Source organism: Rhodococcoides corynebacterioides NBRC 14404 (assembly GCF_001894765.1).
Classification (GTDB): domain Bacteria; phylum Actinomycetota; class Actinomycetes; order Mycobacteriales; family Mycobacteriaceae; genus Rhodococcoides; species Rhodococcoides corynebacterioides.
Map to the genome: position 1 here is coordinate 408,130 of NZ_BCWV01000002.1, position 24,099 is coordinate 432,228.

Annotated in this window: 24 protein-coding genes and 1 tRNA gene; 13 read left to right on the top strand and 12 right to left on the bottom strand. The window is 70.0% G+C overall.

Annotated elements, in window-relative coordinates:
* Positions 1-230: 230 nt before the first annotated feature.
* From RC2_RS03300 to RC2_RS03325, 6 genes are all read right to left on the bottom strand, one after another.
* The gene (locus RC2_RS03300; RefSeq protein WP_072681038.1) at positions 231-1,343 is read right to left on the bottom strand and encodes a glycosyltransferase family 4 protein; all 1,113 of its coding nucleotides are present in this window, start codon (positions 1,341-1,343) and stop codon (positions 231-233) included.
* Positions 1,340-2,830: a flippase gene (locus tag RC2_RS03305; RefSeq protein ID WP_072681040.1), complete on the bottom strand. Its 1,491-nt coding sequence runs from the start codon at positions 2,828-2,830 to the stop codon at positions 1,340-1,342. Before RC2_RS03305 ends, RC2_RS03300 begins: the two co-directional genes overlap by 4 nt.
* Before the next feature lie 10 nt (positions 2,831-2,840).
* A complete protein-coding gene (locus RC2_RS03310; protein WP_068147401.1) occupies positions 2,841-3,896 on the bottom strand; it encodes a glycosyltransferase family 4 protein in 1,056 nt (351 codons plus the stop codon).
* Positions 3,806-5,179: an O-antigen ligase family protein gene (locus RC2_RS03315; protein ID WP_068147404.1), complete on the bottom strand. Its 1,374-nt coding sequence runs from the start codon at positions 5,177-5,179 to the stop codon at positions 3,806-3,808. The genes RC2_RS03310 and RC2_RS03315 overlap by 91 nt, the downstream gene beginning before the upstream one ends.
* 10 nt (positions 5,180-5,189) lie before the next feature.
* Positions 5,190-6,641, bottom strand: a complete 1,452-nt coding sequence (locus RC2_RS03320) for a sugar transferase (protein WP_068147549.1) — start codon at positions 6,639-6,641, stop codon at positions 5,190-5,192.
* 190 nt (positions 6,642-6,831) lie between these two features.
* Entirely contained in the window at positions 6,832-7,560 is a 729-nt protein-coding gene (locus tag RC2_RS03325) for a GAF domain-containing protein (RefSeq protein WP_068147406.1), read from the bottom strand.
* A 76-nt stretch (positions 7,561-7,636) separates the two neighbouring features.
* Between RC2_RS03325 and RC2_RS03330 the strand changes: the two genes are divergently transcribed.
* A complete protein-coding gene (locus RC2_RS03330) occupies positions 7,637-8,758 on the top strand; it encodes a glycoside hydrolase 5 family protein (RefSeq protein ID WP_139277255.1) in 1,122 nt (373 codons plus the stop codon).
* A gap of 296 nt (positions 8,759-9,054) precedes the next feature.
* Here RC2_RS03330 and RC2_RS03335 read toward each other — a convergent pair whose 3' ends face one another.
* Positions 9,055-9,288, bottom strand: coding sequence for a hypothetical protein (locus RC2_RS03335; RefSeq protein ID WP_068147411.1), 234 nt, complete (start codon positions 9,286-9,288; stop codon positions 9,055-9,057).
* An 82-nt stretch (positions 9,289-9,370) separates the two neighbouring features.
* On the opposite strand from RC2_RS03335, the gene RC2_RS03340 reads away from it, so the two are divergent.
* From RC2_RS03340 to RC2_RS03375, 7 genes are all read left to right on the top strand, one after another.
* A complete protein-coding gene (locus RC2_RS03340) occupies positions 9,371-10,537 on the top strand; it encodes an alpha/beta hydrolase family protein (protein WP_371828685.1) in 1,167 nt (388 codons plus the stop codon).
* A 79-nt stretch (positions 10,538-10,616) separates the two neighbouring features.
* Positions 10,617-11,303 (top strand): response regulator transcription factor, encoded by a 687-nt coding sequence (locus RC2_RS03345; protein ID WP_068147414.1) that lies wholly within the window; start codon positions 10,617-10,619, stop codon positions 11,301-11,303.
* 59 nt (positions 11,304-11,362) lie between these two features.
* Positions 11,363-12,835 (top strand): HAMP domain-containing sensor histidine kinase, encoded by a 1,473-nt coding sequence (locus tag RC2_RS03350; protein ID WP_068147555.1) that lies wholly within the window; start codon positions 11,363-11,365, stop codon positions 12,833-12,835.
* A gap of 49 nt (positions 12,836-12,884) precedes the next feature.
* Positions 12,885-14,285: a S1C family serine protease gene (locus RC2_RS03355; RefSeq protein WP_072681042.1), complete on the top strand. Its 1,401-nt coding sequence runs from the start codon at positions 12,885-12,887 to the stop codon at positions 14,283-14,285.
* A 110-nt stretch (positions 14,286-14,395) separates the two neighbouring features.
* The gene (locus RC2_RS03360) at positions 14,396-14,890 is read left to right on the top strand and encodes a MogA/MoaB family molybdenum cofactor biosynthesis protein (protein WP_139277256.1); all 495 of its coding nucleotides are present in this window, start codon (positions 14,396-14,398) and stop codon (positions 14,888-14,890) included.
* A 771-nt stretch (positions 14,891-15,661) separates the two neighbouring features.
* Positions 15,662-16,288, top strand: coding sequence for an MspA family porin (locus tag RC2_RS03370; protein ID WP_245810939.1), 627 nt, complete (start codon positions 15,662-15,664; stop codon positions 16,286-16,288).
* 229 nt (positions 16,289-16,517) lie between these two features.
* Positions 16,518-16,961 carry a hypothetical protein gene (locus RC2_RS03375; protein WP_068147419.1) on the top strand — a complete coding sequence of 148 codons (444 nt, stop codon included), beginning with the start codon at positions 16,518-16,520 and terminating at the stop codon, positions 16,959-16,961.
* 65 nt (positions 16,962-17,026) lie between these two features.
* Here RC2_RS03375 and mscL read toward each other — a convergent pair whose 3' ends face one another.
* The 4 genes from mscL to RC2_RS03395 all read right to left on the bottom strand — a co-directional run bounded on the left by mscL (position 17,027) and on the right by RC2_RS03395 (position 19,439).
* Positions 17,027-17,485 (bottom strand): large-conductance mechanosensitive channel protein MscL, encoded by a 459-nt coding sequence (gene mscL / locus RC2_RS03380; RefSeq protein ID WP_068147422.1) that lies wholly within the window; start codon positions 17,483-17,485, stop codon positions 17,027-17,029.
* A 73-nt stretch (positions 17,486-17,558) separates the two neighbouring features.
* Positions 17,559-18,224: an SAF domain-containing protein gene (locus RC2_RS03385; protein WP_068147425.1), complete on the bottom strand. Its 666-nt coding sequence runs from the start codon at positions 18,222-18,224 to the stop codon at positions 17,559-17,561.
* Between the two features lie 90 nt (positions 18,225-18,314).
* Entirely contained in the window at positions 18,315-18,665 is a 351-nt protein-coding gene (locus tag RC2_RS03390; protein WP_082895450.1) for an FmdB family zinc ribbon protein, read from the bottom strand.
* A gap of 93 nt (positions 18,666-18,758) precedes the next feature.
* Complete coding sequence (locus RC2_RS03395) at positions 18,759-19,439, bottom strand: 5-formyltetrahydrofolate cyclo-ligase (protein ID WP_083529652.1); 681 nt, start codon at positions 19,437-19,439, stop codon at positions 18,759-18,761.
* Between RC2_RS03395 and RC2_RS03400 the strand changes: the two genes are divergently transcribed.
* The 5 genes from RC2_RS03400 (at position 19,438) to RC2_RS03420 (ending at position 23,433) form a co-directional block, all read left to right on the top strand.
* Entirely contained in the window at positions 19,438-20,394 is a 957-nt protein-coding gene (locus RC2_RS03400) for a UTP--glucose-1-phosphate uridylyltransferase (protein WP_068147431.1), read from the top strand. The genes RC2_RS03395 and RC2_RS03400 overlap by 2 nt on opposite strands.
* Positions 20,395-20,422: 28 nt before the next feature.
* Positions 20,423-21,679, top strand: a complete 1,257-nt coding sequence (glp, locus tag RC2_RS03405; RefSeq protein ID WP_068147435.1) for a molybdotransferase-like divisome protein Glp — start codon at positions 20,423-20,425, stop codon at positions 21,677-21,679.
* A 17-nt stretch (positions 21,680-21,696) separates the two neighbouring features.
* Positions 21,697-22,347 (top strand): GNAT family N-acetyltransferase, encoded by a 651-nt coding sequence (locus tag RC2_RS03410; protein WP_068147438.1) that lies wholly within the window; start codon positions 21,697-21,699, stop codon positions 22,345-22,347.
* A gap of 156 nt (positions 22,348-22,503) precedes the next feature.
* Entirely contained in the window at positions 22,504-23,286 is a 783-nt protein-coding gene (gene sepX, locus RC2_RS03415; protein ID WP_068147568.1) for a divisome protein SepX/GlpR, read from the top strand.
* Between the two features lie 71 nt (positions 23,287-23,357).
* Positions 23,358-23,433, top strand: a tRNA-Ala gene (locus tag RC2_RS03420).
* 42 nt (positions 23,434-23,475) lie between these two features.
* Here the strand turns inward: RC2_RS03420 and RC2_RS03425 are convergent.
* On the bottom strand, positions 23,476-24,018 hold the full coding sequence (locus RC2_RS03425; protein WP_068147442.1) for a CGNR zinc finger domain-containing protein: 543 nt from the start codon (positions 24,016-24,018) through the stop codon (positions 23,476-23,478).
* Between the last annotated feature and the right edge of the window lie 81 nt (positions 24,019-24,099).

The following is a 24,099-nucleotide window of genomic DNA, read 5'->3' on the forward strand; positions in this document are numbered from 1 at the left end:
GCGCCAACCGAATCTCCCGGGGTTGTCCGTCACTGGTCTCCGTGTTGCACGGTGCCGCGCAGCGTCGCACGGTGTCGCGCGGTTGACAACGTGTGCACGGCCGATACTACGCAGCGCCACAGGGCTTCTGCGGGAGGCGAACCGCGTCGCCGGCACGCCGTCGGCGGCCGGTCGGAAACGGTGGGGAAAACGGCCGAGTCGACCGAGTTCGGTACTCGTGCGGCTGATCGTCATCGGGCCACCGCCGTCAGAGCGTCCACCAGATTCGGGAGCGTCGTCGCCACGTCGTGACGGTCGGCGACGGCGGCGCGAGCGCGACCACCGATCGTCGCCCGGCGTTCGTCGTCGGCGAGGAGCGCCGCGATCTCCCGCGCGAGGGCGTCGGCGTCACCCGGCGGAACGAGCACACCCGCACCGTCGGCGAGGAATTCGGTGGGGCCGCCGTGGTCGGAGGCCACCACGGGCAGGCCGTGCGCCATGGCCTCGAGCACGGAGAGCGGACCGGCCTCCGGCAGCACCGAGGACGACACGACCACGTCCCACTCGGCCATCACCGTGTCGGGATCGACGTGCCCGAGGAAGCGCACGCGGCCGGCCAGATCCGGTTGCGCTGCCCGCGAACGCAACTCGTCCGCGTATGCCTGATCGCCGGAGAAGCTGCCGCCGGCCAGTTCCACGATGACGTCGTCCAACCGAGCCACGGCGTCGAGCAGAACTCGGTGTCCCTTCCACGGCGTGAGCAGGGCCAGCATCCCGACGACCGGGGGACGGTGGCGCGCGCCGGAGAAGTCCGCCACCGGCCATCGCACCCCGTACGGCACCACCCGCACGTCGGCGCCCAGGGCCCGGACGGGTGCCGCAGCGGCTTCCGTGCAGGCGACCACGCGGTCGATCCCCGGAAGCCCGAGTCGCATGACCGCACGCTGCCGACCGCCGGGCACCGCGTCGTGCACCAGCCAGGACACCCCGCCGGGAAGTCCGCCGCCGCGACCCGCCAGTCGCGCCGCGGGTAGGGCGAAGAGCGAGTTGATCACGACTACGGGCCGAGTGGCGGATGCGTCCGCACGCGCGGTGCGCCGGAGGACGCGCGCGGCGGTCGCCCACCGCGCGAGCATGCGTCCGGCGGCGGCGATACGCGCGACACCGCCCTGGCCACCGAGGCCGAGGTCGGGGATCGGTACGTGCCGCACCTCGTCGGGCAGGGCGTCGGCGAGGGCGCCCGACGGGCACAGCACCGTCACCGGACGTCCGGCACGGCGGGCTTCGCCGAGAACGGAGAGCAGCATCTTCTCCGCACCGGAGACGTTGGCGGTGTGGGCCACCAGGATCACCGGCGCTGTCACGATTGCCTCCGCAGCAGCAGGAATCCCGTGCCGCCGACGACGGCGGCGCCCACCATCGAGATGGGGAACCACCAGGCGGGAGCGGCGGATTCGAGCAGGGACCCCACCACCGCCACCGCGGCGGTGACGACCGCGACCACGCCGATCGGCGCGACGGGCAGCAACCCGGACACCGGCATCGTCCGGCCGATGACCACCCACAGCGCGACCACGGTCACGGCGAACGTGGCCACCGTGGCGACGGCGGATCCGGTGTACGAGTAGCGGGGAATCAGAATCAGGTTGAGCACCACGTTGAGGACCAGTCCGGCGAGGGCGACGGCCGGGTAGTGGCGTTGCTTCGACGCCGACGCCAGCAGGAACACGCCGAGCAGGATCAGGCTCATCACCGCGGCGCCGAGCACCAGCAACCTCGCGGCATCGGCGCCGGCGACGAAGCGGTCGCCGTACAGCAGGCGGATCAGCGGGTCGGCGGACGGCCAGAACGCCGCCACCGCGACGCCGCCGAACGTCGTGAACGCCAGTGCAGCGGTGCGGGTTCGCTTCCGGAAGGTCGGCAGTTCCGTCGGCCACGCGGCCACGAGCAGCGTGCTCACGGGCGCCACGGCCGCGAGCGTGATGGTGTCCATCATGTCGGAGAACTTGTAGCCGATGGAGTACAGGCCGACGGCGTCGAACGTGTCCAGCAGACTGAGCATGAGCACGTCGATCTTCAGCATCGCGATCGTCAGGGCGAATCCGATCGCGAGCGGAATCGCCTCGCGCAGATAGGGCCCCCACCGGTGGACGTCGAGGTGCCGGGACGGGCGGAGTCCGACGGACCGACGACGCACGGCCAGGCCCTTGGTGACCACGCGGAACGCCTCGTTGGCAACCGCGGGGAGGACGAAGATCAGCAGGGTCGGGGCGAACACCGCGGCCAGCACCGTCAGACCGAGTTGGAGTACCTGGCCGGCCGATTCGGCCACCGCCACCAGCAGCATGCGGTGGCGAGCCTGGAAGAGCACGGACAACGCGTGCGACGGCGTCGCGAACACCACCACCAGGCCGCCGAGCACGGTCGCCAGGATCACCTCGCTCGGATAGCCGAGGACCAGGACGTACCCGACCGCCAGGACGTAGCCGACGAGTCCGAGGACGGTACGCAAGGCGAGGAACGACGATGCGGTGCGGGCGATCTCGTCGGGATCGTCGTCGATCAACTTGGCCAGCACCACACGTCCGACACCGAGGTCGGTCACCACCGACATCAGGCCGAGCAGGGCGAAGACCAAGCTGAACTGGCCCCACTCCTCGGCGCCGAGCGATCGGGCGACGATGACACTGCCGGCCCAGCCCAGACCGGCGACGATCACGCGCGACGCCAGGACGGCAGCGGTGGCGCGCGCCGCGGCCTTCGGGTCGGCGGCGAGCGCGCGGTAGTCCGGGGACGTGCGCTCCGCCTCGGCGGTGACGTCCGGTGGCAGTTGATCGGGATTCTCGTCCATGGCCGTGGTCCTAGGCGATCAGACCGGCGTCGCGGTAGGCCTGGACGGTGCGCTCGGCGGTCCGCTCCCAGGTCAGGTCGGCCATGGCGCGGCCCGCCTCGGCGACGAGGTCGGCGCGGGCGGTCTCGTCGAACAGCAACGGCCCCATCGCTTCCGCCCAGGCGCTGGGGCGTTCGTTCTCGAGCAGCACCGCGCCCTTGCCGACCACCTCGGGCAGGGCACCGACCGCGCTGGCGACGACGGCGCCACCGCAGGCCATCGCTTCCACCGGCGGCAACCCGAAGCCCTCGTAGCGGGAGGCGTAGGCGGTGACCGTCGCCGCGGCGTAGAGCGCGGGCAGATCCTCGACGTCGACGTACCCCAGTCCCGTCGCGTATCGCGGTTTCGAGGGCCCGGTCGACCCGGCCCCGGCCAACAGACACGGCACCCCGAGCTGCTCGGCGGCGTCGGCGACCAGTTGGACGTTCTTGCGGGGCTCGACCGTGCCGACCTGCATCACGAAGGTCTCCGGGAGTCCGTACTTGGCCCGCACCGCCTCCACCGCGGCGGGCGTCGGCGGGGTGGCCCAGGCCGCGGGGGCCAGCTCCACGACGGTGGCGCGACGGCCGGACACGGCCTCGATGCGGTCCGCGGTGAACCGGGACACCGCGATCAGCAGGTCCGCTCGCCGCAGCGACCGACGAACCAAGCGCTGTTCACCTGCGGCGCGTAGCCGGGACGACGCCGACGGCATGTCGATGACGGACACGTCGTGCACCGTCGCCACCGTCGCGCCGCGCGTGCCGAACGGGAGGTCGACGTCGAGACCGTGGACGATGTCGTGCGCCCCGACGGGCAACGCACCCAGGGCGGCTCGGACGACGCCGTCGCTCACCGGCCGCGGCAGCGGCTCGATACCGGCGGGCAGATCGCCGACGGCGTCCTTCTGCACCACCGCCGCGAGCTCGGTGCCCGGCAGCTTGCCGGGCAGCTCGTTCAGGAGCTCGCGAATGTAGGTCTGGACGCCGGAGCCGCCCGGTCGGAGGGCGAGCGCCCCGTAGACGATTCGTGTTGTGCTGCGGCGCATCCCACTACTCCTAACAACAGCCAGAAATACACGTCGATGGGGAAGATCTCGAAGTACGTCGCCACCAGGGACGCGAAGAGCGAGGCCACGATGGACGCTCCGACGCCCAGCGTGAGCGCGCCGTCCTGGCCCGGCAGGGTGCGGGACAGTCGGGTGCACCAGAGCAGCGAGGACAGCAGCAGGGCGATCACGGCCCACAGACCGATCGGTCCCAGCTCGAGCGCCGTCTTCACGTAGTAGTTGTCCGGTTGGTAATTGGTGGACAGCCCGGGGAAGACGGTGCCCTGCGCCGTCGAGATCCGGTCCGCGGCAGCACCGCTCGACCCCAGGCCTTCCCCGAACGGGTGGGTCCGAATCTTCTCGATGACCTCGTTCCACCGGCCGGACCGTTCGTTCAGGCTCGACGAGGAGAAGAAGACGGACGTGATCTTGGGGACGAACGGCAGAATCGCCCCGATGAGCACGGCGACCGCGATCACGGGAGCGGCGAGAGCGCGGAAGCGGATGACGATCATGTAGATCGCGCCGACCGCGAGGCCCAGGAGGGCCGCGCGGACGATCGCGGTGGACATGGCCACCACCATGACCGGGGCGAAGCACAGGAACAGCAGGTTCCGTCGACGCGACGGATTCGCCAGCGCGACCGCACCGCCGACGAGCAGCGAGAGCATCACGTACAGGCCGAACGGGAAGGGCAGGTTGAAGGTGGAGAACACGCGCAGCAACCCGCCGGACGTGCGGACCTGGGTGCCGTACTCGTAGCCGAGCGAGACCAGGAAGGCCGGGCCGGCGAGCAATTGGGCGATGCCGACGAGGGAGGTGAAGGCGCCCATGCCCATGAGGACGCTCACCAGCCGGTCCCGGTCGCGCGCGTCGAACGGCGCGAGCCACAGGACGACGACCAGCAGCAGGTAGAAGAACGTGACCTTGATGCCGACGAACCCGATGACGCCGAACGAGAGCAGGGCCGAGGCGACGCCGAAGACCACGAACACCGCCGCTGCCGGCCACCAGGGCAGCAGGATGGTCGGAGCGGCCGACTCGCCGGCCCGCACGCGACGACGACGGATCCAGGCGCAGATCAGGGTGTAGAGGAGCAGGCCCTCCTTCCACCCGGAGACGAACCCCGGCAGCGGCAGGATCACCAGGAGACCGTTGAGCGGAACGAACGCCGCCAGCAGCAGGACGCCGAGCTGCGGGCGGAAATACACCGCTCTGGCCACGATCACGGCGACGATCGCGACGACCAGGGCGGCGAGGACGGCGATCGCCGTGGTGATCACCGGACCACCGTCAGTCCTCGGCCTTCTTCAACACGGCCGCCACGGTGAGGAACAGGATCTTGACGTCGAGTGCGAGCGACCAGTTCTCGATGTAGTAGTTGTCCCACTCGGCGCGGTCCGCGATCGAGGTCTGCCCGCGGAGGCCGTGCACCTGAGCCCACCCGGTCACACCGGCCTTGACGCGATGCCGCTCGCCGTAGCGGCGGATCTGCATCTCGAACAGGTCGACGTAGGCCGGTCGCTCCGGACGAGGCCCCACCAGGGACATGTCGCCCCGCAGCACGTTCAGCAGCTGAGGCAGCTCGTCCAGGGAGGTCTGACGCATCAGCTTGCCGATCTTCGTGCGCCTGTCCACTCCCTCCACGCCACCGGGAGCGGCCCCCTCGGTCAGCTGGAAGTCGGCGTCGGAGGCGCGCGGCGGTCGCATCGACCGGAACTTCAGGCAGCCGAACGGAACCCCGTCGCGGCCGATGCGCTCCTGCGAGAAGAAGATCGGGCCCGGGGAGCTGAGTTTGACCAGGATCGCCAACGTGAGGAAGACGGGGGAGAGCGCCAGGACTCCCAGGCCGGCCAGAGTGCGGTCCATGGCCCCCTTGACCAGGAACTGCCAGCCCTTGGGGTCGACATGCGGGAGAACCATGAGCGGGAGACCGCCGAGGTGTTCGACGCGGGTGCGCACGCCCACCGTGTCGAACAGACGCGGAACCACCCAGACCCGCATCTTGTGGCGATGCGCCGCCCGGATCGTCTTCACCAACTGCTCCGTCGGAACATCGGCGAAGGCCACGATCAGTTCCTCTGCCCCCGTGGCCTTCACGGCGGCGTCGAGGTCGCTCGGCAGTCCGAGGTAGGGCACGGTGAACTCTGCCGGAGCATCGGACGGGACGCCGTGGACGGGCGCCCTGTCCAGGACGCCGACCGGGTCCAGGCCGTACTCGGGGAACTGCTTCATGCGGGCGGCGAGCTGGTGCACGATCGGCCCGCCACCGACGATCAACGTCGGCGCCTTCGACGCCCCCCGGACGCGGAGATAACGCTGGATCGTCGTCCGCAGGAAGCGGGCCAGGGCCACCAGGACGGCGGCGGCGATCCAGACCCGCACCATGAACGCGCCGGGGCGGTACTCGGTGCCGAGCGTGATGAGGAGAGCCAGGATCAGCAGCACCGAGAGGGCGACCGACGTCTGCACCGGCCCGATCTCGTCGAGGAAGTTCCGCCGCAGGCCGCGGCGGTACATCGAGCGCGACGCGAGGAGGAGCAGCAGGAGCGGGACGAAGAGCCACGGAACCCAGCCGTAGTCGGTGCCGTCGGAGCCCGGCCAGTTCCGCGCGACGAGGATGGCGAGAACGGCGGCCACGACGTCTCCGGCCACCGACAGTGCGGTGTAGGCCGGGTCGGCTCGCAGCCGATCGGCGAGCGAGTGGACTCCCGGCCCGGCCGCCGGAAAGCCGTTGTCCGACAGCGTTTCTCGCGACTCCAGTATGTCGGACACCAGCTGTTCTCCGTCCGGGTTCGACGATGACCTTCGTGCAATTCGTAGCCTATCCCATAAAGGATGGGACACGGATATGAATGGTCACGACGCCATTACGAGAAAAAAACCGACCGACAGACATTCGAGTTCGAATTCGGCTCCGCGTCGAACGGTGCGGTCAGCCGAGGATCCGTTCCCGCACGATCCACGCCAAGTCCTTGAGAATCTGGATATGCCCGGTGGTCCACTGCCGAGGTTCCTGATCCCACACGCAGAGAGTGCCGAGCGCATGGCCGCCGTCGTCGAGCAGGGGAATGCCCAGATACGACACCCAGGTCTTGTCCAGGACACCCGGATGGTCCGCGAACAGTTCGTCGGTGCGAGCGTCCTCCACCACCAGCGGTTGGCCGGACTCCACCGCGTAACGGCACACCGATCGGCCCACGGGCATCTCGGTCAGTCGGTCGTCGCCCTCGCCGAGACCGACTGCCGCCTTGAAGAACTGCCGTTTGTCGTCGACCAGGGAGACGGCCGCGATCGGAACACCGAGTGCGTCCGCCGCCATGGCGACCAGTCGGTCGTATTTCGGATCGGGCGGGGTGTCCAGCAGGCCGGTGTCGCGAAGCGCCTGCAGGCGGCCGGCGTCACGAATGACGGAGTCGAACGGGATGCCGTCGTCGGCGGCGTCCGTGCCGTCCGTGCCGTCGGTGGGATCCGCCTCCTGCGCGTCCCGCATCGACCGCAGCATGCGGCCGAGATCGGAATCGGCGTCGTCCGCCAATTCCTTGACCAAACGCGTGACCACGGCGCGCCGAACGTAGGCGTCCACGGTCTCGCCGCTCTTGTCGGCTTGCTGGGCGAGCACCTCGTTGAGGCGATCGTCGAAGCCGGCCATTCCGGATGTCATTGCTCCGATGCTAATGCAGGCGCCGTGCATTCTGCGGTGAACATTTGCCATGACACGTCGCGGTAGCATCGATGGTGTGAAACCGCGGCGTGGACGCGTGGGGGTCGTCGTCCTCGCAGCAATGCTGGCCGCGTCTGCGCCGTTGTCGCCCGGTCACGCGGGAGTCGCGGCTGCCCAGACCCCGGCCGACTGCACTGCGGCCTCCGGGTCCACGCAGGTGGGGGGATCACCCGGGGCGCTGTTCGGCGGGCTCTCCGACGCCGACCTGGCCCGGGAACTCGATGTGGCGCGGGACGCCGGGATGTTCGCCGTGCGCATCGACGTGGACTGGTCGGTGGTCGAACCCGTTCGCGGCGCACGCGATTGGAGCGTCCCCGACCGCATGGTCGACGCGATCACCTCGCGTGGCATGTGTGTCCTGGGCATCGTGACGTACGCGCCCGAGTGGGCCCGCGTGGCCACTGCCGCAGACGAGGACTACGGGCGACCCGCGGACCCCCGCCTGTTCGCCGACTTCGCGGGGGCGGCCGCCGAGCGCTACCGAGACCGAATCTCGTTGTGGGAGGTGTGGAACGAGCCCAATCTCGCGACCTACTTCCGACCCGCACCGGACCCGGTCGTCTACGCACTGATGCTGCGTGGGGCCTACCGCGAGATCACGCGGTCGAATCCGGACGCGGTGGTGGTGTCGGGCGGCATGGCACCCGGGTCCGCTGCGGCCGGTGGGATCCCGGCCGTGACGTTCGTCCTCGCTCTCTACGAGCTGGGAGCGGTGCGGTACGCCGATGCACTCAATGTGCACCCGTTCACGTTCCCCGGTCTACCGAACGACGCGCCGGGGGCCGGTGATGCGGACGGGAATTCGGCGATGGTGCTGTGGCCGATCCGCGACGTCATGGTTGCCCGCGGCGATGCCGCCAAGCCGGTGTGGATGACGGCGGTCGGAGCGCCGACGGGCACGGGCCGGGGCGCGGTGTCGGAGGAGGCGCAGGCGTCGACCGTGCGCATTCTCCTGAATGCCACCGTCGGGAATTCGTGGTTGGGGCCGTCCTTCGTCTACGCCGTGCGTGACAATGGAACGGACGAGTCGGTTCTGGACGACAACTTCGGCATCGTGCGCCGTGATTTCACGCCGAAACCGGCGCTGGCGGAAGTCCGGGATTTCACCCGTCTGTATCCGCCGAGCGCCGGCCGGTGATCGTCATCGACGGCGATACTGCTCCGCCGTCTGGCGTCCCGCGAAGTCGAGATCGCGTCCACCGGACAGCAGTGCGACGGCCAGCGCGGCCGCACCGAACAGTGCGAATGCGATCATGAGTGCCTCCTGACATGGGGTCGGCGGCGCCGTGGCGGCCACCGCTCTGTTCACATGATTGCCCGCGACGCGGCGCTTTTCACCGAACTGAGGGCGACTCCACCCGGCCTCGGTCGGCATGACGCGCATCACGGTAGGTGTGTCGCCAGGTCACGGTTACTCTCTGCCGAGGCGCCTCGTCACTGCTCCCGCAGTCCGTCCGCCAGTTCGCACACCCGGCCGACGTAGCGCCGCGCGAAGACCTCCAGCGCCGAGTCGGACAGTTCTGCGCAGCCCACCCGTCGGAACCAGTGTTCGAGGTCCACCAGGCGGGCGCCGAGTTCTACCCGATGGTCGTCGAGGGCGCCGAGTTCCGCCGCGACGGCCTGCAGTTCCGCGACCTTCACTGCCACCTGATGCGCTGCCACGTCCATGCCGCCAGCGTACCGAGAATCGAACACATGTTCTAGTACTCGACGAGCCACGAACGGGCCGGCGCGGTTGTACTGTGACGCCGTGCCGAACCGCGTCGCATCCGCCCTGCTCGTCGTCGCTGCGACCGCAGCGCTCGCCGTCCTCCCGGTCTCCGGCGCCGCGGCCGCACCGGTCTCCGCGAACCCGGCCGAACCGACGGCATCGCCCGGCACGCTGGTCTCGGCGTCGCCGTCCCCGGCGCCCATTCCGGGCAGCGCCGACGCGCAGCGCATCACCTACTGGTCCACCGGCCCGCAGGATCGACCGGCCCTGAGCACGGGCGGCGTCTACCTGCCCGCCGGTACACCGCCCGAGGGTGGCTGGCCGGTGCTGGCGTGGGCCCACGGCACGTCCGGTCTCGGGGACGACTGCGCACCGTCCGTCATCGGTCCGACCCTTCCCGACCGGGACTACCCGTACCTGAACCGCTGGCTGGACGAGGGGTACGCGATCGTCGCCACCGACTACGTCGGCCTCGGCACGCCGGGCGTCCATCCGTATCTCGACGGGAGGACCTCCGCCCACAGCGTCGTCGACAGCGTCACCGCGGCTCGCGCGCTGCATCCCGAGCTGTCGAACCGGTGGGCGGTGGTCGGCCAGTCCCAGGGCGGCGGCGCCGCGGTGACCACCGCGCGGTACGCGACGCAGTTCCAGGCCCCCGACCTCGACTTCCGCGGCGCCGTCGGCACCGGCGTGCCCGCCAACATCGAACTCGCTCTCCTGCCGCTGGGGCCCGGCGTGCCGCCGGTCGCGATCTCCGACGGACTGACGGAGTACGTCCTCTACATCCTCGCCGGGCTGCGCAGCGCCCGGCCGGACATCGACCTCGATTCCTACCTGACCCCGCTCGGACGCGAGTGGGTCGACCGCGCGGAGACGGTGTGCGCCGTGCCGTTCGAGGAGGAGGTCCGCGGGCTACGGCTCGGTGACCTGTTCTCCCGGCCCCTCGCGCAGGTGCCGGACCTCTACGGAGTCCTCAACGGTTACATGGGGGTGCCGACGTCCGGTTACGACCGGCCGGTCTTCATCGGCCAGGGTCTCGCGGACGTCGACGTTCCCGCGCCGAGCGCGCTCTCGCTCGTCGCCGCGATGACGGCGAACGGGGAGCCGCTCACCTTCCGGACCTACCCCGGCGACCACAGTGCCGCGTTCCGGGATTCGCAGCCCGACGCCATCGCCTTCGTGAACGGACTCTTCGGCCGGCCCTGAGCGCAGGCCCTCTCAGCACCCTCGTGTTCGGGCGGGGCCCTCTCAGCACCATCTCAGTCGCTCGGGCCACACTGATCACATGCGCATTCTGGTGACCGACGACGATCGTGCGGTGCGCGAGTCGCTGCGCCGCTCGCTGACGTTCAACGGCTACACCGTCGAGCTCGCCTCCGACGGATTCGACGCCTTGGAGAAGGTGGCGTCCGAGCGGCCCGATGCGCTGGTGCTCGACGTGATGATGCCGCGTCTGGACGGTCTCGAGGTGTGTCGGCGCCTGCGCAGCACCGGGGACGACCTGCCGATCCTGGTGCTCACCGCGCGCGACTCGGTGTCCGAGCGCGTCGCCGGCCTCGACGCCGGCGCGGACGACTACCTGCCCAAGCCGTTCGCCCTGGAGGAACTCCTCGCCCGGCTCCGGGCACTGCTGCGCCGGACCGGGGGAGAGCTGGGGCCGGACAGCGAGACCATGACGTTCGCGGACCTCTCGCTGGACCCCGTCACACGCGAGGTGCGCCGCGGTGAGCGGCCGATCAGCCTGACCCGCACCGAGTTCTCCCTGCTCGAGATGTTGCTCGCGAACCCCCGCCGTGTCCTCGGGCGCAGCCGCATCCTCGAGGAGGTCTGGGGATACGACTTCCCGACGTCGGGCAACGCCCTCGAGGTCTACGTCGGGTATCTGCGGCGCAAGACGGAGGCGGACGGCGAACCGCGGCTCATCCACACCGTCCGCGGCGTCGGGTACGTCCTGCGCGAAACGCCGCCGTGAACCTGCGTCCGCCGTTCGGCCGGACCGGTCGCAGCCGGGTCGATGCCGCGTCGCCGCACATGCGCCCGCCGATGCCGCTCACCCGATCGGTCTCGCTGCGGTGGCGCGTCACGCTCCTGGCCGCCTCCGTGGTCGCCGTCGCCGTGGCCGTCATGGCCCTCGCCGCCTACGCGGTGGTCTCGCGAGCCCTCTACGACGACGTCGACAACCAACTCCGGACGCGCGCGGACTCGCTGATCGACACCAACCTGGTCGCCTTCGATCCCCGCTACGTCGCCGGAGCGACGCTCTACAGCACCGATGTCAGTGTCGCCCTGATCTTCTCGGACCTGACCAAGTACATCCCGCCGGGATCGACGGTGCCCATCGGGGAGCCGGAGATGGACGTCGCCCTCGGCCGCACCGACACCTCGCTCCGGACCGTGGCGGGCGCGCGCGTGCTGGCGGACCGCACGCAGGACGGCAGCACCATCGTCATCGCGCAGCGGCTCCAACCCACCGGGGAGGTTCTCGAACGCCTCGCCTGGGTGCTCTTCGTCGTCGGCGGATGCGGCATCGGTCTCGCCGCCGTCGCCGGAACCACGGTGGGCCGCACAGGACTTCGGCCGATCGGCCGACTCACCGCAGCCGCCGAGCGGGTGGCCCGCACCGACGACCTGACGCCGATTCCGGTGACGGGCAACGACGAGTTGGCCAGGCTGACCGAGAGTTTCAACACGATGCTGCGGGCGTTGGCCGAGTCGCGCGCGCGGCAGAGCCGGCTGGTCGCCGACGCCGGGCACGAACTGCGCACCCCGCTGACGTCGCTGCGCACCAACATGGAACTGCTCATCGCCTCCGGGCAGCCCGGGGCGCCGCGCATCCCCGAACAGGACATGGCCGAACTGCGGGCCGACGTCGTCGCGCAGATCGAGGAACTGTCGACGCTGGTGGGGGACCTGGTCGATCTCGCGCGCGAGGACGCTCCCGAGGACGTCTTCGAACGCGTCGACATGGCCGACGTCGTCGAACGCAGCCTCGAACGCGTCCGCCGGCGTCGCAACGAGGTCACGTTCGACGCCGTCGTGACGCCCTGGATCCTCTACGGCGACGGCGCCGGACTGTCGCGCGCCGTGCTGAACGTGCTCGACAACGCGGCCAAGTGGAGCCCGGCCGGAGCGACCGTCGAACTGCAGATGCTCGCGCGGGACGACGGGCTGCTCGAACTCACCGTCGCCGACGCCGGACCGGGCATCGCACCGGACGAGCGCGAATTGGTCTTCGAGCGCTTCTACCGTTCCACCGCGTCACGGTCGATGCCGGGTTCCGGGCTGGGTCTGGCGATCGTCCGCCAGGTGGTCCTCAAGCACGGCGGCACCATCGCCGTCGAGGATTCCCTGTGGGGCGGGACGCTGATTCGGATCGTGCTCCCCGGGGAATCAGCGACCGTGGGGCGGCCGGGCAGGGCCGTGAACTCACAGGACCCCGACAGGGCGGGCTCAGTCCCCTCTCAGGGCGGCCCGGCATCGTCGACTGCAGACGAGGTGAACTGACCGGCCCGCGTCGGCAAGGACGACGACCGGTAGGACGATGGAGTGAGACATGAGCGACGACCGCAACACCGGTGAGGGCAACCGCGAGAACGCGCCCGGCGGCTCCGGTAACTCCGCGCAGGGTGGATCCGACGATCGGACTCCCGGCACGGGATCCCCGCAGCAGCACCCGCAGGGTGGGTGGAGCGGTTACGGGGGGTCCGACCCCCGCACGCAGCAGTACGGCGGGTCGGCCTACGGGCAGCAGCACCCCACCCAGCAGCACCCCACCCAGCAGTTCGGCCCGTACCAGCAGCCGCCGCAGTACTACGGTGCACCCGGTCAGGCCGCGACTCCCCAGTCCTCGCAGCGCAAGCCGGGACGCACCGCGCTGGTCGCCGGCGCCGTCGCGCTGGCCCTGCTGAGCGGCGGCATCGGCGGCGCGGTGGGTGCGCTCGCGACCGGCTCGTCGAACGGCGGCGTGACCAACGCGCTGAATCAGCCCGTCACGCAGGCGAATCAGGCAGCCAACGCACCCGACGGATCGGTGCAGGCGGTCGCCGCGAAGGTCGTGCCGAGCGTCGTGCAGATCCAGGTGACCGGGCGTACCGGCGAGGGCGAGGGTTCCGGCGTCATCCTGTCCTCCGACGGGCTGATCCTCACCAACAACCACGTCGTGTCCGGCGCGGGCGCGGGTGCGCGGCTCGAGGTCAGCTTCAGCGACGGCAGCACGGCCGGCGCCACCGTCGTCGGCACGGACCCGTCCTCCGACATCGCGGTCATCAAGGCGCAGGGCCGCAGCGACCTGCAGCCCATCGAACTCGGAACGTCCGACGGTCTGCAGGTGGGCCAGGGCGTCGTCGCCGTGGGCTCGCCCCTCGGACTCGCCGGCACCGTCACCTCCGGCATCATCTCCTCGCTGAACCGCCCCGTCGCGACGTCCGGGCAGTCGACCGACCAGACGACGGTGATCGACGCGATCCAGACCGACGCCGCCATCAACCCCGGTAACTCCGGCGGCGCGCTGGTGGACATGAGCGGCAAGCTCGTCGGTGTCAACAGCGCGATCGCCACCCTCGGAGCGGGCGCGAGTTCGGCGGAGTCGCAGAGCGGGTCGATCGGTCTCGGCTTCGCGATCCCCGTGGACCAGGCACGTCGCATCGCCGACGAGCTGGTGCAGAGCGGCAAGGCGACGCAGGCGATCATCGGCATCAGCGTGCCGAGCCGCGACGACGCCAACGGTGCCACCGTGCTCGGCGTGACGGACGGGGGGCCCGCGGCACAAGCGGGAATTCCGACCGGCGCCGTGGTGACCAAGGTCGACGACCGCGTCATCTCCAGCGGCGACGCTCTCATCGCGGCCGTGCGCTCCCACGCGCCCGGTGATCAGGTCTCGGTCACCTACGAGCAGGGCGGTCGATCGAACACCGTCTCGGTGACCCTCGGGACCGCTCCGAGCGGGGGCAACTGATGCGGGGGCCGCGCTTCGTCCGCGACAGCGGACACCTGACGACGGTGGTCGGGCACGTGGAGTTCGTCTCGGGTTCTGCGCCCGACGGCCCGGGCATTACGGTGAGCGATATGAACATGGATGCACCCGTCGCCGGTCGTGCCCTGGTGGTGGTCGTCGACGACCGCGCCGCTCACGGTGAGGCGGATCAGACCGGACCGCTGGTGACCGAACTGCTCACCGAAGCCGGCTTCCTGGTCGACGGTGTCGTGGTGGTCAGCAACGACGAGGTCGACGTGCGTAACGCCCTGAACACCGCCGTCATCGGGGGAGTGGACCTGGTGGTCTCGGTGGGCGGGACCGGAATGTCGCCGCGCGACGTCACGCCCGATGCGACGGCCGAGGTCCTGGACCGCGAGCTCCTGGGCATCAGCGAGGCACTGCGGTCCTCCGGTCTGGCGGCCGGCTCGCTCGACGCGGGTCTGTCGCGCGGCCTCGCCGGAGTCTCCGGCAGCACCCTCGTGGTCAACCTCGCGGGCAGCCGCGCTGCGGTCCGCGACGGCATGGCCACCCTCACGCCCCTGGCCGCTCACGTCATCGGTGAGTTGTCGAGCCTGGACGGCTGAGATCTCGGATCACGCGCCGGACGAGATCGGCGACCGGACGAACGACTCGAGCCGGGCCCGCGCACGACGGGCCCGGCTCGATCGTGTCTTCGGGGACGTCCTGCCCGAGCCGACGTCCGACGACGCGCCGGAGGCATCGGAGCGGTCGCGCGGGGGCGACGACTGGTGGCGTTCCCAGCGACCGCCCCACTACGAGTGACCGGATTCTGTGTGATGTGCGTCACTGTGAGGTGCCACAGTGACCCCCGCCCGGTCGGCTCGAGTTCACCGAATGTTTCCCGAAGCCCGTCGTCCGTGGCGGACCTACCCAGCGGTAGAAGTGACGCGTGGGACTCGTGACCGCGGCGTGACGGCACTTCCACTCACTCGTGACCCAAAAAAGTCCCATGTCACGCGCCGTGACCCGAAAGAGACCTCGCGTTTCCTCCGTTCGGCCGCGTTCGGGCGCCCCTCGTTGCGCAACGAAAAGTGTTGTGTCGGGAGTTCACAAGGGCGAAACACACGGGCGTGAGTTCGAACCCCAGCCGCGTCTCGTAAGTGTTGTCAGCCTCCGGTCGGCCCTCTAAGGTTCCGTTCAGGTTCATCGGCCGACGCTGAATCGATACGAGACTGCGTCGGATTCGTGGTCCTGCTCAGACACGACGCGCGAGTCACGAACTCGCCGTCGCCGCCTGATACGGTCTGCTCGCCAGCGGCCGTTCGGGAGGATCCGAGAGCCCGACAGCGCACCCGGCGCACACGCGTGCCGGGACGAACATGATGAGGAAATACATGAGGATTCAGAAGTCCGTGCGTGCAGCAGTGGTTGCCAGCGCCGCAGTCGTCGGTCTGGTCGTCGGCTCCGGTTCGGCCTCGGCGGCTGTCGACGATTCCAACTCGGTGGTCGACGGTGGCGGCAACACCATCACGGTCTCGCAGAGCGACACCTTCATCAACTCCGTCTTCCCGCTGGACGGCAGCCCGCTGACCCGCGAGTGGTTCCACAACGGTCGCGCGATCGTCGACGTCACCGGCCCCGACGCCGAGGACTTCTCCGGCACCGTCACCATCGGCTACCAGGTCGGCTACCCGGCCTCGCTCGGTGGCGAGCTCACCTTCGACTACACGACCCCCGGCCTGGAGCTCGGAATCAGCTCTGCCGGCGCCGTCTCGGGTACCCTCTCCGACGTTCTGCCACAGGCCGGCGTCGGCGTGACCCTGGAGCCGGGCCCCGGCATCGAGACCGTCGAGGTCGCCTCCGGTGCTGCGTCGGGTGCGCACACCGAGATCCAGATCGCGAACCTGCACGGCACCGCCACCAAGATTGCCGGCAATGTCTCGGTTCGCCCCTACGTGCAGGTCGTCTCCGACAACGGTGACGTCGCCACCACGTTCGGCCAGCCGTGGCGCTTCAACTGATCCAGCCTTAACGGCCGGATCGGCTGCCGATCGGCCCGCTGATCGGTAGAACCCGAACACCGCACGAAGCCCCATCCGAATTCTCGGGTGGGGCTTCGTCGTGTTCGAGGAGCGGCTCGAGGGTGGGTGACAACGGCACCGGGCCGTGTCTCGTCGATCGTCACGAGGTGCCCGATCCTGCACCGCCCCAACGTCTTCGGGCCCGAGTCGGTGAGGTTGAATGGGGGACATGACTTCTCTGTCCACTCGTCTTCTCACCGCGAGCGTCGCCTCGGTCGCCGTCCTGGGCCTGGCGGCCTGCGGGGGCGGTGACTCCGGTTCCGGCGGCAACAGCGAGAACGCGTCGGCCTGCAGCGAATTCGAGACCACCTACAACGAGTTCACGGCCCTCGTGAAGGCCGGTCCGGCCGACAGCGATGTGCAGCTGTGGACCGACGCGAAGACCGAGGAACTGCAGAAGTTCCAGCCGCTGGCCGACACCGCCACCGGCAACGTCGAGGGTGCCCTGGGCACGCTCATCGGTGCCCTCCCGCAGGACTCGCTGGAGCTGAGCGAGCCGGACAGCGAGTCGGGCAAGGCCTTCGTCGCCAACTCGACCGCGGTGGCCGACGCCTGCTCCGCAGACGGAACTCCGATCGAGCTGAACGACTTTCCGCTCCTGAGCTTCAACTGAGCTCGAGCCGAACGCACGAAGGCCCGATCCCGCCGCGCGGGATCGGGCCTTCGCTCGTCTCGGGGTCAGCTGGGGGTGCTGCCCGGCGTCGTGCCACCCGTCGACGGTCCGGTGACGCCGTCCTTCGTGGTGGTGACGCCGTCGGCCCGGCCCTCGGCGAGCAAGTCGCGGATCTGGATGAGGATGTCCTGATCGCTGAGCGACTTCTCCTTCTTGGTGGCGAAGCGCTTCTTGGCGGTGTTGACCGGCAGGATCAGCACGAAGTACACCACCGCGGCGATGATGACGAAGTTGATGACCGCGGTGATCACGGCGCCGAGGTTGACGAACGTCGCGTCGTTGCCCGCGCGGATGAAGAAGCCCCATCCGAGATCGCTGCTCGCCCCGATCGACGAGATCAGGGGGTTGACGATGTTGCTGGTGAACGCGGTGACGATCGCGGTGAACGCCGCGCCGACCACCACGGCGACCGCCAGATCCACCACGTTTCCGCGGAGCAGGAAATCCTTGAAACCCTTGAGCATGCACCTCACCCCTCGCTAGGACTGCGTCTGTTAGACCGGGAAGTTCGGACCCGATCCGAACGGCGCGAGAAGCCTAACGCACCACCACGGTGAGGGCGTCGGTCAGCGACGCCGCGGCGACGCGGGTGGCCGCGGCCGCCGGTAGGGCGATCAGTACCACTCGGTCTTGTCGAGTGGTTCCCGTGCCGGCCTCCGAGACCAGGACGACGAGGGCGTGGTCGGCCAGCACGTCGGGGGTCGAGGGCAAGTCGCCACCGGACACGTCACCTGCGCCCCGGACGACGTCGACGACGTCACCGATCCGCAGGACGTCGGCCACCGAAGGATCGGCGAGGCGCACCGGGACGATGCGGGCGTCGTCGTCCCTCGTGCCCGCGGCGGCGAGCTCGGGGCCGAGCAGACGGACGTCGGTGAGAATCTCACCGGCCCGCACCGGTCCGGCGACGGTGCGATCGACCGCGTCGGCGAGGTCGGTCAGGGGAGCGGTCGGTGCGGTGTCGTCCTCGACGGCCGTCATCTGCACCTGATCGGCCGTGACGACGACGCCCGGCATCAGGTCGACGGTCGCGGTGACCACGGTGACCGTCCTCCGGTCGGGATCGGGGCGCACCGCCGCGACCAGAGCGAGGACGACGAGAAGACCGGCGATCACCCGTCGTGACGCGGGCGAGGTCAGCCGCGGGGGCAGAGCCGGGAGGCGATCGAGGAGGCGAGGCGAGAGCGGAGAGCGGGGCGTCACGCGCCGAACGCTAGGAGACGGCCGCGGCCCGACGCGGCCGAGCCGAGGTGCCCGGGGACAACCGACGGCTTGTCCCCGGGGTGCGGAGGATCAGCTTGCGGCGGCGGTGCTGCTCGTGCTGGAGCTGCTGCTCGAACTGCCGGTGCTGCCGCTCGAGCTCGAGGTGGAGGGCGCCGACGACCCCGACGACGACTTGTCGCTGCTCGACGAGGATTCCTTGCTGCTGCTGGAGTCGGACCCGGCGGATTCGCTGCTGCTCGAGCTGCCGCGACTGTCGTTGCGGTAGAAGCCGCTGCCCTTGAAGACGATGCCGACGGTGTTGAACAGCTTGCGCAGCTTCCCGGAGCACTGGGGGCAGACCGTCAACGAGTCGTCGCTGAACGACTGAACGATGTCGAACCGGTTGTCGCACTCGGTGCAGGCGTAAGAGTAGGTAGGCACGTTTCCTCCGTGGTCGGACCTGATTGGCACTCTACAACCGACAGTGCCAACCCCGGCAATCGAGCAACGCTCACCAGGGGCGACGCATTCCGCTCACTCCAGCGGCAGCGGTCGCAGGCCGCCGCCCGGAGTCAGCACGTGGGTCATTCGCACGTCGTGGCCCTCGGTGGGCAGCCGGTCCACCAGGTCGTCGTACACCACGCCCACCAGCCACGCATCGGGCGCCGCGAGGTGGAGGGTGCGGTCGTAGAAGCCGGCGCCGCGGCCGAGTCGACCGCCCCGACGATCCACTGCCAGGGCCGGCACGAGAATCACCGCGGCATCGCCGATCGTGTCCGGCGGCAGGACCGGTCCGGACGGCTCGAGCAGACCGTGTCGAGCGGGAACCAGCGAGTCCGGGCCCGTGTAGTGCGCCCAGGACATCGGACCCGGATCACCCGCGATCGGCAGCAACACGGTGACACCCGCCCGCATCGCGGCGTCGAGCATGGCCGTGGACCCGGGCTCTCGACCGATCGGTACGTACGCTGCCAGGGCTCGGTCACCACAGTCGCGGAGACGAGAGGCCAAAGTCCCGACGGCGTGAGAGAGTGCCTCTGACGCGTCCACGCGGTACCCGTCGTCCAGGCCCCGTCGAGCGGCCCGGGTGCGGTCTCGCCAGGCGCGTTTGTCGTCGTCGGTCACGGGAAAGACCCTAGGGTCCCCGCGAACGGCGTCGCGAGTCACGCTTCGCGGACCGAGTTCGCGTTCTACAAGGATGGGAAACAGGCGCATGAGTGCAGCAGGCAGTGGGTCCGCGACCGGCGAGAAGAACCCGCCCTTCCGGACAGCCGTCGTGCCCGCCGCCGGGATGGGCACGCGCTTCCTGCCCGCCACCAAGACGGTGCCGAAGGAACTGCTGCCCGTGGTGGACACCCCCGGCATCGAGCTGGTCGCCGGCGAGGCCGCCGAGGGTGGGGCCGCGCGGCTGGTCATCGTGACCTCGCCCGGCAAGGACGGCGTGGTCGCCCACTTCGTCGAGGACCTGGTGCTCGAGAACAAGCTCGAGGAGAGCGGCAAGCTCAAGCTGCTCGAGAAGGTGCGCGTCGCGCCCAAGCTGCTCGACGTGAAGTCCGTCGTCCAGCAGAAGCCGCTGGGGCTCGGGCACGCGGTGGCGTGTGCCGAGGAGGCGCTCGACGACGACGAGGACGCCATCGCCGTTCTGCTGCCGGACGATCTGGTGATGCCGCGCGGCGTGCTCGACGTCATGTCGCGGGTGCGGGCGAAGCGCGGCGGCTCGGTGCTGTGCGCCATCGAGGTGCCCGAGGACGCGGTGTCGTCGTACGGCGTCTTCGACACCGAGGTGGTGCCCGACGCGGTGAATCCCAACGTGCTCAAGGTCAACGGCATGGTGGAGAAGCCCGCGAAGGAGGAGGCGCCGTCCAACTTCGCCGCCGCCGGCCGGTACCTGTTGGACCGGGCCATCTTCGACGCATTGCGACGCATCGAGCCCGGCGCCGGCGGCGAACTGCAGCTCACCGACGCCATCGCCCTCCTCATCGAGGAAGGCCACCCGGTCCACGTCGTCGTCCACCGTGGGGTGAGACACGACCTCGGAAATCCCGGGGGATACCTTCGTGCTGCGGTTGACTTCGCGTTGGAACGCGAGGATTACGGCCCGGCACTGCGGGAGTGGCTCCAGGAGCGCTTGAGCGACAGCTGGGCGCCGGAGCTCACCACCTACGAGTGACGCGCCGGTCGACGGATGGAAGGTGCGGATGCGCTCGGTCGAAGAGCAGCAGTCGAGAGTGACGGCTGCGGCAGTGGCCCCTCGCCCGGTGCGAGTCGCCATCTCCGAGGCGCAGGGGTTGCTCTGCGCCGAGGAAGTGGTCACCGAGCGCCCGTTGCCCGGCTTCGATCAGGCCGCCATCGACGGGTACGCCGTTCGTAGCGTCGACATCGCCACCGCCGGATCCGCCGTCGACGAGCACGATCGACCGGTCGACATCACCCTGCCCGTCGTGGGTGAGGTCGCCGCCGGATCCCGCCAGCCCATCCGGCTCCAGCCGCGCCAGGCGGTTCGCGTCGACACCGGGGCTCCGCTGCCCACTCTGGCCGACGCCGTCCTGCCGACCGACCACGCGGACCTCGTTCGCGGACGCATCACGGTTCGGGCGCCCGTTCGGTCGGGCGACTACGTGCGGCGCATCGGTGACGACGTGCAACCCGGCGACGTCGCCGTCCGGTCCGGCACCATCATCGGGGCGGCGCAGGTGGGCCTGCTGGCCGCCGTCGGCCGCGACAAGGTGCTGGTGCATCCCCGTCCGCGACTGTCGGTGATCTCGCTCGGCGGCGAACTCGTCGACATCGAACGCACCCCCGGCCAGGGGCAGGTCTACGACGTCAACAGCTACGCCCTCGCCGCCGCGGCGCGGGACGCGGGTGCCGACGTGAACCGCATCGGCATCGTCTCCTCCGACCCCACCCGGTTGCGAGAAGTGGTGGAGGGCCAGCTCATTCGGTCCGAGATCGTGGTCATCGCCGGTGCGGTCGGTGGTACCGCGTCGGAGACGGTCCGCGCGGCGCTCGAGGATTTCGGGGACATCGAGGTGGGCCGCGTCGCCATGCATCCGGGATCGGTGCAGGGCTTCGGACAGCTCGGCCGGGACGAGGTCCCCACCTTCCTCCTGCCGTCGAACCCCGTCAGTGCGCTGGTGGTCTTCGAGGTGATGGTGCGCCCACTGGTGCGCATCGCCCTCGGCCGTCGGCAACCGATGCGGCGCATCGTCACCGCTCGCACCGTCGGACCGATCACCTCGATCGCCGGACGTCGCGCGTACCTCCGTGGCCAGCTCATGCGCGACGAGGGGACGGGCGAATACCTGGTCCAGGCGCTCGGCGGCGCGCCCGGCAGCTCGTCGCACCTCCTCGCGACTCTCGCCGAGGCCAACTGTCTGGTGATGGTCGACGCCGACGTCACCGAGGTGCGCACCGGCGAAGAAGTCGAGGTCGCCTTCCTCGCACAACGGGGCTGAGCGGTAGCTTTCGGTTCATGGCGCGATCGTGGTCGGCTCACCCCGGGTGGCCGGCGAAACTGGGACCCCTCGTGGTGTCCGCCGGGTCCGTGACGGTGCGACCCGTCCGACTGCGGGATGCGTCGTCCTGGTCCCGGACGCGACTCGAGAATCGCGCGCATCTCGAACCGTGGGAACCCACCGGGGAGGCGCCCTGGGAGGTCCGACACGCGATGTCGTCCTGGCCACCGCTGTATTCGTCGCTGCGGTCGGAGGCCCGGCGCGGCACCATGATGCCGTTCGCGATCGAGCTCGACGGCACCTTCTGCGGCCAACTGACCGTCGGCAACATCGTGCGCGGCGCGCTGCGCTCCGCGTGGATCGGCTACTGGGTGGCCCGCGACGCGGGCGGCGGGGGGGTGGCCACCGCTGCCCTCGCGATGGGCCTGGACCACTGCTTCGGTCCGGCCAAACTGCACCGCATCGAAGCGACCGTGCGGCCGGAGAACCAAGCGTCGCAAGCGGTTCTGCGGAACGTCGGGTTCCGCCAGGAGGGGCTGCTGAAGCGCTACCTCGACGTCGACGGGGCCTGGCGGGACCACCTGCTGGTCGCCATGACCGTCGGCGAGGTGCCGGGGACGGTGTGCGACGTGCTGGTGCGGAGCGGCCGGGCGTCCTGGCCGCGGTAGATGCGGTCGTGGGATTGTGCGGGCCTGTCCTCCCTGTGACTGATGTGACATGAGTGCATTCGGACCCGGCGCGTCGGCGTGGCGTGTCGCGGCGCCCCCACTACGCTGACGAGCGAATCTCACACGAGTGTCATTCGGCGGCAGGAGGTGGTGTACGTGCCCAATTCGGTGATCTGGATCGGCCTCGTCGCCATCTGGCTGTTCGTGCTGGTGCCCATGCTGGTGAAGTCGCGGCCTCGTATCCGCCGCACCACCGACGTCGCGCTGGCCACCCGTGTCCTGCACCGGGGCGGGGCGGTGCTGCGTGGGGAGCGCGGACCCGCCGCCGGCCATCGCAGTGACCCCGACTGGGAACCCACCGACGTGCACTCCAGCGATGTCCGCGTCTCGGACGACCCCACCGACTCGCCCGATCCGGAGGAAGCCATGCAGACCGACGAGCACGAGGCCGAGCACGACGACGAGTACTTCGCCGACGACTTCGTGCCCCGGCGTCGAGGTCGCGGCGGCTTCGATCCCGAGGCCGACGCCATCGCCCGCGCCGCCCGGTACTCGTTCCGCCAGCGCGCGGTCCTCGGATCCGTGTTCGTCATCGTGATGTCCGCTGCGCTGGGTTTCCTTGCGGCACCGCTGTTCTGGTGGGTCTTCGGCGTCACCGTCGTCGGTCTGGGGGCGTACCTGTTCTATCTCCGCCGACAGGTGCGCATCGAGGAAGACATCCGTCGCCGCCGGATGCAGCGCCTGCAGCGTTCCCGCCTCGGCGTCGAGTCCGCCACCGATCCCGAGCTGCGCCTCACCCCCGAGCGCCTGCGTCGTCCCGGCGCCGTGGTGCTCGAGGTCGACGACGAGGATCCGGCCTTCGACCACCTGGACCACTACGACGACGCGGTGGGCGACGAGCACCTCGACGTTCGGATGCGTCGGGCGGCCGGAGAGTAGGCACGCGGTCACCGGCGGCCCAGACGGGCTGCTAGAGTTCTTCACGTCCGGTCCGCCGGGCAGCAGTACCAGGGGCTGTGGCGCAGTTGGTAGCGCGTCTCGTTCGCATCGAGAAGGTCAGGGGTTCGATTCCCCTCAGCTCCACCAGATCGGAGCCGCTGTCCGCGAGTCGGGCAGCGGCTCTTCTCGTCAGCCCCGCTTGCGCGCCCGGTACGCCGCGACGTTGGCGCGGTTGCCGCAGTTTCCCGTGTCGCAGTAGCGCTTCGAGCGATTGCGCGACAGGTCGACGAACACCGCGTCGCAGTCCGGGGACTCGCAGAACCGGAGCCGGCCGAGCTCGTCGGCACGGATGAGGTCGGCGAGGGCGACGGCCAGTTCGGCGTTCATGCGGTCGGCCAACGGGGCGTCGTCGTCGCTGACGTGCAGGTGCCAGCCCCAGTCGCCGTGGCGCGTCAGGCGGGGTCGTGCCCGCGAGCGCTCGAGCAGGTCGTTCACCCGCGGCGCCAGTGTGTCCGGATCGGTCTCCGCCCACAGCTCCCGCCACGCGGGCCGCACCGAGCGCACCGCGTCGAGCTCGGCGACGGTGCCGTCCCGTCGACCGGTCCACTCGTGTTCGTCCAGCACGGCGGTGAGGGCCGCGGTGTTCGGTAGGCCCTCCTCGCCGTTCGCGGCCGTGTTGACCAACGCGGCGGCCCAGACCAGCGCTGCACGGGTGTCATGAGCAAAAAGCATTTGACTCCTGACTGGCGTCGACCGTACTGTCACGACCAATCTACCGGTTCGATCGTGACATGCCCCTGTGGGCTCGAAAGG